The organism is Streptomyces graminilatus, assembly GCF_001418565.1.
GTDB lineage: Bacteria > Actinomycetota > Actinomycetes > Streptomycetales > Streptomycetaceae > Streptomyces > Streptomyces graminilatus.
Genome location: NZ_LIQQ01000474.1, coordinates 1 through 9,843, shown reverse-complemented (window position 1 = coordinate 9,843; position 9,843 = coordinate 1). Strand labels below are relative to the sequence as shown.

Below are 9,843 nucleotides of genomic sequence, written 5' to 3'. Positions count from 1 at the left end.
TCCGTCCCGAGCGCCTGCCCATCGGCAACCGACGGCAGCCCAGACACCGCCGTACGCGGATCGGTGCCCCAGGCCCGCCCGTCAGGGACCGGCGGCGGCCCCGACACCGTCGCACGCTGATCCGTCCCGAGCGCCTGCCCATCGGCAACCGACGGCAGCCCAGACACCGCCGTACGCGGATCGGTGGTCCCGTACCACCCCTCAGCGACCGGCGGCGGCCCCGACACGATCACGCGCGGATCGGTGGGCCCGGCCGACGGGCGGTCCGTCGCCGCGAGGTAAGCCGCCGGGGCCTGCCTCCGGATGAGGGCGGTCGCCTCGGCTGGCAGCCAGGTGTCCGACGGGTACCGGACCGTGAGCCGGTCGAGGAACTCCGACGGGCCGGGGCGGTCGAGCGGGTCCTTGGCCAGGCAGGCGGCGACCAGTCCGCGCAGCGGGTCGGGCACGCCGGTGAGGTCCGGCTGTTCGTGGACGACGCGGTAGGGCCAGGCGGCCGACGCCCCGTCACCGAAGGGAGCGCTGCCGGCCGCCTGGCTGAGCACCACACCCAGGGCGAACATGTCCACGGCGGGGGTGAGCGTGCCGCCGGTGAGCTGCTCCGGCGCGAGGAAGCCGAGCGTGCCGATCTGGAACCCGGTCTGGGTGAGGGCCGTACCGTCGAGGGCCCGCGCGATGCCGAAGTCGATGACCCGGGGGCCGTCCTCCGCGACGATGATGTTGGCGGGTTTCAGGTCGCGGTGGATGACCCCGGCCTGATGGATCGCGGCCAGCGCCTCGGCGAGGCCGGCGGCCAGCACGGTGAGCGTGTCGGCGGGCAGCGGGCCCACCTGGTCGAGGACGTCCCGCAGGGTGGGGCCGGGCACGTAGGCCGTCACCAGCCAGGCCGGGTCGCCCTCCGGGTCGGCGTCCACGACCGGCGCGGTGTGGAAGCCTCCGACGCGGCGGGCCGCGGCCACCTCGTCGGCGAATCGGCGCCGGAAGCCCGGTTCCGTGCTCAGTTCGGGTCGTACGACCTTGACGGCCACCGCCCGGCCCGACCGCGAGCGGCCGAAGTAGACGACGCCCATTCCGCCCTGGCCGAGCCTTCCGACCAGCCGGTATCTGCCCTCTCCGACAGAGACGGGATCACCTGCTCCGAGCGGTTTCATGACTGCCCCATCCCACCTCTCCGGCCCGGCTGCGGGAACTCATCGCCCCGCCCCCATCCCCGTCCAGCGGCCGAAATCAGCCACGAGACTCCCCAATACCGGCATTACCGGCCATCAGTCTAGATGCTCCGCTCATGACGTCATCGGGTCGGAAACGGTTCCCTTTGCCCCTGCTGCTTCACTCCGCCAGGGGATTCGGCAGGGGCAGATAGCGGGCGTCGGCCCCGTCCGCCCCTGTCCAGCGCAGCAGCAGGTTCGTCTTGCCGGGGAGGGTGGGCGCGGTGAGCAGGGCGGCGGCCTCGGGGAGGCCGAGGCGGCGGCTCTCGCGTTCGAACACATCCCGTACGGCGGGCCAGGGGTCGAGGTCGGGGTGGCGTTCGCGCAGGGCCTCGGCGATCTCCACGAGGTGGTTGACGACCAGGCAGTACACCAGCCGCTCCCACCCGGCCGCCCGGCTCACCTCCGGCAGCAGCTTGACCCCCTCCGCGTCCCGGTACAGCGCCTGTACGGGCGTCCCGGCGGCGTCTACGGCGATCAGGCAGTTCTGGAGGTGGGCCTCCAGCACGACGCCGTGCCGGGCGAACAGTTCGAGGGCCGGGGGTACGACCGCGCGCAGATACGCCGTCCACCAGGCGGCGGGGTCCGCGAGGCCGTCCAGCGGGGTCCCGGCGAAGCCCTCCACCAGGGCGGCGGCGAGCAGGGGCGTTGCGCCGGGGACGACGTGGTCGCCCAGGCCGTCCCGGACCAGTACAGCCAGTTCCTCGAAGGCGAAGTCGGCCGTGCGGTAGCCGCGGTCGCTCAGCCAGGAACCGCCGGGGGTCCGGGCCGAGGCGGCGGTCGTCGCGGCGTCCGTCCGGCGCAGTTTCAGCAGGTCGTGGCGCCAGAGCCGGCGTACGTCGTTGGTGATGCGGACGTCGAGGCTGAACTTGACGAAGAGGTCGTGCCCGGGCGCGTACAGCGTGCGGATCGCCGCCGTGGGCCAGGTGTCGAAGGTGGTCGTACCGAGGCGGATCAGCCGGCCGTCCCGGAAAGCGTCCGTCAGGCCCGGGGCGACCAGGTCGAGCTGCCAGGGGTGGGCGGGCAGCAGCCGATAGCCGGGCGGGGCCGTGCCGAAGGCGTCCAGGGCGGACACGTCGCCCTCCTCGACGACCGTGTCCTCGCGCACGCCGAGCAGCACCAGCGGGAACGCGGCGTACGCCTCGGGCGCGTACGGCAGCCAGCCCGACACCGGGCCGCCGCCGCGCGCCTTGGGCGCCGGGTGGTAGGGGTGCCCGGTGAGAAGGGACTGCTCGGAGCGCCGGTAAGGATCGGCGGGCGGCACCGCGCGGTCGCGGGCGGTGAGCAGCGCGGCGACCGTGTCCCGGCTGTCGGCCATCTCGGCGGGCAGTTCGGGGTTGGACAGGCCGGTGTGCGCCTGGAGTTCCTCGGCCACGAGCTTGACGAGTTCGGCGTGCGGGACCGCGTGCCACCCGCCGTCCCCCGTGCTGACCTCGGGCGCGGCGGGCCGCCGTCCCCCGCGCACCCGCAGCAGGCGTTCCCCGCTCGGCAGCCGGTACACGTGCGGCTCGCCCGTGCCGGGGACCGGCCGCGCGACCTCCCGGAGCAGACAGTTGAGGAGGGGAGCGCTCGCGTACGCGTCGGCGCGTGCTCCGGTGCCGGGGTGCGCGGGCCCGGCCGATGGGGCGGTGGGGGGCATGGTGGGGTCCACGCTTTCCCTCGTTTCTTACGGTGCTTCCCTACGGTTCGCGGTGTCCCGCGGTGAACTGGCGATCAGTATGTCTGTCGTCGTCCATGCCCGTTCACCAGCACTTACCCGCGCCCAAACCCGAACCGCCGGTACCGCCCGCACCACACCACCCGCACCCGAGGAGCCCGCCGTGCACCGTCCCCCCAGCGCCGAGGCCGAGGTCGCCGACGAACTGGCCGTCCTTCGCCCCGACCTCGTGCCGCGGTACGCGGCCGAGCTGCCCGGGGCCCGGGCCGCCGTACTGACGCGGCTGTGGCGGGGGCTCGTCCATGAGCCGCTGCCCTGGATCGTCCGCCGCGAGAGCGGCGCCGTCCTCCTGCTGGCGGACGGCCGCCGCCTTGAGGGCCCGTACGCCGATCCGTACGCCGTCGACGGCCGTGTGACCGCCGTACGGCTTGGGACGGTGTGGTACGGCGATCCGGCGCGGCTGATGACGGACCTGGCCGTCCCGCACGGATCAGCCTTCGCGGCCGAACTCGGCCACAGTGTCGCCTCGTTGGCCCTGTCCCGCGCCGGCCAGGACAGTACGGCGACCGTCCCCGCGACCGGCTGGGAGTGGGAGCAGCGGGTCGTCGACGGCCATCCCTTCCACCCCAACTGCCGTTCCCGGCCCGGGTTCTCGGTGGCCGAGCAGCTCGCGTACGGGCCCGAGCACCGGCCGGTCGTGCGGCTGGCCCTGGTGGCGGCGGACGACTGCGCGGTGCGGGGCGAGTGGCCCGAGTGGCTGCGGGACGATGGGCGTCCGCTGATCCCGGTGCATCCCTGGCAGGCGGAGCACGTGCTCCAACTCCCGGACAGGGGCGGGCTGTCGGCGCATCCCCTGATGTCGCTGCGCGGTCTGGCCCTCGCGGACGGCGGTCAGCATCTCAAGACGGCGCTGAGTGCCCGGCTCACCTCCTCGGTACGGGACATCTCGCCGTACTCGATCGGGACGGCGGCGACAGTGTCGGCGTTCATGGAGTCGATGGCGGCGCGTCTCGACGGGCTGCTGCACATCACCCGCACCCTGGGCGCGGTCACCGCCGACTCCCCCGATCTGGCGGCGGTGCTGAGGGAGTCACCGGATCTGTACGGGGACCGGGCGGCCGGTGAGTACGTCGTTCCGGTCGGCGCCCTCGCGGCCACGGGGCTGCCCCGGTCGCCTTCCTGGCTGGCCGGGTTCGCACGTCTCGCTCTCACCGTGGGTCTGCGCCTGCTCGATCTGGGCGTGGCCCTGGAGGCACACGGCCAGAACCTCCTCGTCGTGCTGTCGGCGACCGGTGACCCGCTGCGGCTGGTCTACCGCGACCTCGCCGACATCCGCGTCAGCCCGGCCCGGCTGGCCCGGCACGGCATCGCGGCGCCGGAGCTGGCCGGACGGATCGTCACCGACGACGAAACCACCCTGCGCCGCAAGCTGTTCGGCTCGCTGGTGGCGGGGTCGCTGGGGGCGACCGCCGGTTCGGAGGCGGCGCTGCGGGCGGCACTGGAGACGGCCGTACGAGGGCTGCCGCGCACGCCGGATCTGGCGGCGCTGCTCGAACGGCCGCTGCCCACCAAGGCGTTGACCCTGATGCGGCTTTCGCCGGACACGCCCGGGGACCTGTGGACCCAACTGCCCAACCCGCTGGGAGAGCTGAAGCGGGGAGGTGACTGACGGGCCCCGTTTTGAAGCGGGTGACCCGGTGTCAATAGGATCCGTCGATGATCACAAGACAACGGCTGGCGGTGGGTGCCTGTGCCCTGCTCGCCGCCCTGGCGGCCGGGATCGCGGTCCCGGCCGGAGCCGTCGCCGACGAGACCACCGCACTCGCCCCCAAGGTCAACCTCCTCCTGGACGTCAGCGGTTCGATGCGGGCGCGGGACATAGACGGCCAGTCGCGGATGGCCGCGGCGAAGCAGGCGTTCAACGAGGTGCTGGACGCGACACCCGAGGAGGTCCGGCTCGGCATCCGCACGCTGGGCGCCAACTACCCGGGCGACGACCGGAAGACGGGTTGCAAGGACACCGCGCAGCTCTACCCGGTGGGCCCGCTCGACCGCACCGAGGCCAAGGCGGCGGTCGCGACGCTCACGCCCACCGGCTGGACACCGATCGGCCCCGCGCTGCTGAAGGCCGCCGACGACCTGAACGGCGGCGAGGGCACCAAGCGCATCGTGCTGATCAGCGACGGCGAGGACACCTGCGCGCCGCTCGACCCGTGCGAGGTGGCCCGGGAGATCGCGGCCAAGGGCATCGGTCTCACCATCGACACCCTCGGTCTGGTCCCCAACACCAAGCTGCGGCAGCAGTTGAGCTGTATCGCGGAGGCGACCGGCGGGACGTACACGTCCGTCGAGCACACCGACGAACTCACCGACAAGGTCAACCAGTTGGTCGTCCGGGCCGCCGACCCGGTGGTGACCCCGGTGGCCGTCGAGGGCGCGGACGGGTGCGCGAACGCCCCGGCGGTGAAGTCCGGTCTGTACACGGACCGCGAGGAGTTCGGCCGGCAGCGCTGGTACCGCGTCGATGTCGCGCCGGGACAGGAACTGCGCGCCTCGGTCAGCGTGTCGGCCGACCGGGCCGTCAACCCGGACTACGGGGTGCTGCTGCGGGCGGTGACCACGCACGGGCGGGAGATCGTCCGCGGCGAGGGCAACGGCACCGGCCGTACCGACGTCATCTCGACGGGTCTGCGCTATCCGAAGGCGGAGTCGGACGACGAGGACGAGTCGACGGCCGAGACGGTGTGTCTCCAGGTCACCAACTCCTTCTCGGCGGCCAGTGGGGTGAAGACCGTGCCCGGTCTCCCGCTCGAACTGACCGTGGACCTCGTCGACGGCCCGAGCAAGGCGAGCGACGTGGCGTCCTTCGGGCTCGGCCGCGGCTGGTGGCTGCTGGGCACGCTCATCCTGGTGGGCTTCCTCACCGGTGTCCTGTGGGGCTGGATCTCGCGTTGGCGGGTCGCGGTATGGAGGACCAACTGATGCGCACTCTCAAGAATCAACTGACCTGCGCCACACGCGCGTTGGGCTCGGCCATGCTGCTGCTCGGGCTGGCCGCCGCCCCGGCGCTCGCCGACGCCTCGCCCTCCGCGAGCCCCTCGGACGGCGCCTCGGCCCCCACCTCGGCGGGCACGTCGTTCCGTACAGCGACCGAGTTCGACCAGGGGCAGCAGGCCACCGCGAGCGCTTCGGCGGGCGACTACCTGTACTGGTCGTTCCCGGCGGACGCCGGTCAACGCCCCACCGTCAAGGCGACGGTGAAGCTGCCGGACACACACGCGTCCGAGGTCTGGCAGCTCGACGTGTACGACGGTCTGCGGCGCCGCCAGTCCTGCCAGTACGGCGCCCAGACCCGCACCGCCGCCCCGGGCACCACGTCCGTGGAGCTGGCGTGCGTCCTGCGCACGGTCCGCGCCTGGTCTGAGCCGTGGGCCAACGACCCGCTGCCGGGCACGTACTACATCCGGCTGACCACGGTGAACCTCGCGGCCTCCGACCTCGGCCTCCCGGTCGGCGCCGAGGTGCGGGTCGACTCCAAGGACATCGGCGGCGCGGCGGCGGTGGACGGCTCGCTGGCCGAGCCGCTGGTGCCCGGCATCGCGGTCAAGTCCGAGAAGAAGGACGACAGTTCGACGGCGTCCGCGGTGCTGTCGAGCATCGAGCCCGACGACGGCTGGTCCTCCGGCTGGTGGACCGACCGCTGGGTCTGGACGGGGATCGGCGCCGCGCTGGCCGCTCTGGCGGGCATCGGCGGCTACGCCCTGACACGCGGCACGGGCCGCCCGAGGCAGGTCCCGCCGGGAGCCTGACGCTCATCCCTGACGATTCGTCAACAGGCCCGCCGCGCACGGTCGCACGGCGGGCCTGTCCCGTACCAGGCCTCGATCTCGATATGTCAGGCCTCTCGCAGAGCCTTGGCGAGGGTCCCCTCGCCGGTCACCTCGATACGTCCGTCCCGCACGGCGTCGAGCACGCCGACATCTCCCCCGCCGACCGCCGCGCACGTGCCGGTGTCCATCGACAGGCGGGCGTCGGGCTCCTCCGGGGCGGGCCCCGACCCGTACACCGGACCGCCCTCGGCACCGATGTACAGATGGAACTCGCCTTCCTCCAGGCGGACTTCGACGAGCCCCTCGCCGCCCGCACCGCTCACCTCGCCCAGCCCGCGCAGCAACGGCAGCGCGAACCAGTGCGCCCGTACGGCGTCCGTGGCCCGGCGCTCGCCGAGCTCGGGCGCGCCCCACTCCCCCAGCGTCTGGAGCACCGGCAGCAACTGCCGCCCCCGGCCGGTGAGTTCGTACACATACGCGGCCCCGGGCGGGGGCAGCCGGCGGCGGGTGGCGAGGCCGTCCCGCTCCATGTCCTTCAGCCGTGAGGCCAGTACGTCCGTGCTGACGCCCGGCAGATCCGCGTGCAGGTCGGTGTAGCGGCGCGGACCGGCCAGCAGCTCCCGGACGATCAGGAGCGTCCAGCGGTCGCCGACGGCATCGAGGGCGCGAGCGACGGAACAGTACTGGTCGTAGCTTCGGCGAGGTGACATGCGACGCAGTCTAGACATGTTGTTGGACTTTCCAAGCGGGAACTTGGTAAAACCAAGCATCACCACGAACCGGAGGGGCGTAAGCGCATGGAGTTCCGGCAGTCGAGCAAGCTCAGCGAGGTCTGTTACGAGATCCGCGGACCGGTGATCGAGCACGCCAACGCACTGGAGGAGGCGGGCCACAGCGTCCTGCGCCTCAACACCGGCAACCCCGCGCTCTTCGGTTTCGAGGCACCGCCGGAGATCCTCCAGGACATGATCCGCATGCTCCCGCAGGCCCACGGCTACACGGACTCGCGCGGCATCCTCTCCGCCCGCCGGGCCGTCGCCCAGCGCTACCAGGAGCGTGGCCTGGAGGTCGACGTCGACGACGTCTTCCTCGGCAACGGCGTATCGGAACTGGTCTCGATGGCCGTCCAGGCACTGATCGAGGACGGCGACGAAGTCCTCATCCCCGCCCCGGACTTCCCCCTGTGGACGGCGGTCACCACCCTCGCGGGCGGCAAGGCGGTCCACTACCTCTGCGACGAACAGGCCGACTGGTACCCGGACCTGGACGACATGGCGGCGAAGATCACCGACCGCACCAAGGCCGTGGTCATCATCAACCCGAACAACCCCACCGGCGCGGTCTACCCCAAGGAGATCATCGAGGGCATCCTCGACCTGGCCCGCCGCCACGGCCTGATGGTCTTCGCCGACGAGATCTACGACCAGATCCTGTACGACGACGAGGTGCACCACTCCGCCGCCGCGCTCGCCCCGGACCTGGTCGTCCTGACCTTCTGCGGCCTGTCGAAGACGTACCGCGTGGCCGGCTTCCGCTCGGGCTGGCTGGTGGTGACCGGCCCGAAGCAGCACGCCCGCAGCTACCTCGAAGGCCTGACGATGCTGGCCTCGATGCGCCTGTGCCCCAACGCGCCCGCGCAGTACGCCATCCAGGCCGCGCTCGGCGGCCGGCAGTCCATCGACGAACTCACCGCCCCCGGCGGCAGGCTGCGCGAACAGCGCGACCGCGCCTGGGAGCGCCTCAACGAGATCCCGGGCGTCTCCTGCGTCAAGCCGAAGGGCGCGCTGTACGCGTTCCCGCGCCTCGACCCTGCCGTGCACAAGATCCACGACGACGAGAGGTTCGTCCTGGACCTGCTCCTCCAGGAGAAGATCCAGGTCGTGCAGGGAACGGGCTTCAACTGGCCCTCCCCCGACCACTTCCGCATCCTCACCCTCCCGCACGCGGACGACCTGGAGGTGGCGATCAGCAGGATCGGGCGGTTCCTGAGCGGCTATCGGCAGTAGCCACTGCCGGGACGGGTCGGACGCTGTCCGTCATGGGTAACCAGTCCCCATGACGGACCGACCGCTGCTGCTCCTCGACGTCGACGGCCCCCTCAACCCGTTCCGCGCCCGGCTCCTTCGCCATCGGGGTTACGTGACCCGCCGGATGCACCCCGCCAACTGGTCGGCCCGGCAGAAACCGGGCTCCCGGCGGCTCCGCCGGGGCCTGCGGGTCCGGCTGCACCCGGGGCACGGCGCCCGGTTGCTCGCCCTGCCGTACGACCTCGTGTGGGCCACGACCTGGATGCACGGGGCGAACAGGATGATCGGCCCGGTGATCGGGCTGCCGGCCGATCTGCCGGTCATCGAGTTCACCAACCTGTTCGCCAAGGACCCCGACGGCCTGTACTGGAAGACCCGGCGCGTCGTGGAGTGGACCGAGGGGCGTCCCTTCGCCTGGGTCGACGACCTGATCACCGACCTCGACGTCCGTCATGTGGCCGAGCACCACAGCGGGCCGGCGCTGCTGCTGCGGATCGACCCGCGCAAGGGCCTCCGGGAGGGCGAGTTCGCCGAGCTGGAGCGCTGGGCCCGCGATGTCAGTGGCGGGTCGTAGTCTTCGGGGAACGGGTCGAACCGACCCGTCGCCGCATCGATCGCACCGGCCGAAGACCGGAAAGGAGCGCGCCATGACACGCCCGCCGACCGCCGCCCAGCGCCGTGTCATCGACGCCGCCGACCTCGTCACCGGACGGCTGCGGGGTACGGAGTTCCAGCTCGCCGCGCTGGTGAAGCGCGGGCTCGCGTTCCGGCACCCGCGGCCACCGCACGACCACTTCCTGACGCCGGCGGGCCATCGCATACGGGAGGAGGCGCGGCGCGCGGACCCGCCTGCCGCTGCCGAGGCCGCCCCTGTTTCCTCCGGGGGCGCCGGGGTGTTCGCCGCGCGGGTGGGCGGTGAGACGGAGATACCCGCCGCCGGGCCCGCTCGGACGCGTGAGGTGCACAGTGCCTGGCAGGGGCTGCTGGAGCTGCGCCGGATGACCAATACGGACGGGGCCATGGACCGTCCGTGCGGCTGGGAGCGTACGCATCTGGTGCAGGCCGCCGCGCTGGCACTGGAGGCGGCCGGACACCTCCCGGCCGACGGGAACGGGGACGGGGAC

The 9,843-nt window shown here is 72.6% G+C and carries 9 protein-coding genes; 6 read left to right on the top strand and 3 right to left on the bottom strand.

The features are described from left to right. Together AOK08_RS33355 and AOK08_RS33350 are read right to left on the bottom strand one after the other, a co-directional pair. Positions 1 to 1,148 (bottom strand): serine/threonine-protein kinase (locus AOK08_RS33355; protein WP_157876893.1); only part of this gene is annotated, 1,148 nt, incomplete at its 3' end. A gap of 178 nt (positions 1,149 to 1,326) precedes the next feature. Next, entirely contained in the window at positions 1,327 to 2,844 is a 1,518-nt protein-coding gene (locus AOK08_RS33350; protein WP_055532977.1) for an IucA/IucC family protein, read from the bottom strand. Between the two features lie 181 nt (positions 2,845 to 3,025). Here AOK08_RS33350 and AOK08_RS33345 point away from each other — a divergent pair, with 181 nt between their 5' ends. Genes AOK08_RS33345 through AOK08_RS33335 form a run of 3 tightly spaced genes read left to right on the top strand, consistent with a single transcriptional unit; the run spans position 3,026 to position 6,671 of the window. Then, positions 3,026 to 4,531, top strand: a complete 1,506-nt coding sequence (locus AOK08_RS33345) for an IucA/IucC family protein (protein WP_055532971.1) — start codon at positions 3,026 to 3,028, stop codon at positions 4,529 to 4,531. Between the two features lie 47 nt (positions 4,532 to 4,578). Then, positions 4,579 to 5,844, top strand: a complete 1,266-nt coding sequence (locus tag AOK08_RS33340) for a VWA domain-containing protein (protein ID WP_055532969.1) — start codon at positions 4,579 to 4,581, stop codon at positions 5,842 to 5,844. Further along, positions 5,844 to 6,671: a hypothetical protein gene (locus AOK08_RS33335; RefSeq protein WP_055532967.1), complete on the top strand. Its 828-nt coding sequence runs from the start codon at positions 5,844 to 5,846 to the stop codon at positions 6,669 to 6,671. The genes AOK08_RS33340 and AOK08_RS33335 overlap by 1 nt, the downstream gene beginning before the upstream one ends. Before the next feature lie 86 nt (positions 6,672 to 6,757). On the opposite strand, the gene AOK08_RS33330 is transcribed toward AOK08_RS33335, so the two are convergent. Continuing rightward, positions 6,758 to 7,402: a winged helix-turn-helix transcriptional regulator gene (locus tag AOK08_RS33330; protein WP_055532965.1), complete on the bottom strand. Its 645-nt coding sequence runs from the start codon at positions 7,400 to 7,402 to the stop codon at positions 6,758 to 6,760. Positions 7,403 to 7,489: 87 nt separating this feature from the next. Here AOK08_RS33330 and AOK08_RS33325 point away from each other — a divergent pair, with 87 nt between their 5' ends. From AOK08_RS33325 to AOK08_RS33315, 3 genes are all read left to right on the top strand, one after another. Then, positions 7,490 to 8,698: a pyridoxal phosphate-dependent aminotransferase gene (locus tag AOK08_RS33325; protein WP_055532963.1), complete on the top strand. Its 1,209-nt coding sequence runs from the start codon at positions 7,490 to 7,492 to the stop codon at positions 8,696 to 8,698. A 49-nt stretch (positions 8,699 to 8,747) separates the two neighbouring features. Then, positions 8,748 to 9,293 carry an HAD domain-containing protein gene (locus AOK08_RS33320; protein WP_055532961.1) on the top strand — a complete coding sequence of 182 codons (546 nt, stop codon included), beginning with the start codon at positions 8,748 to 8,750 and terminating at the stop codon, positions 9,291 to 9,293. A 73-nt stretch (positions 9,294 to 9,366) separates the two neighbouring features. Beyond that, on the top strand, positions 9,367 to 9,843 hold a 477-nt coding region (locus AOK08_RS33315), incomplete at its 3' end, for a hypothetical protein (protein ID WP_055532975.1).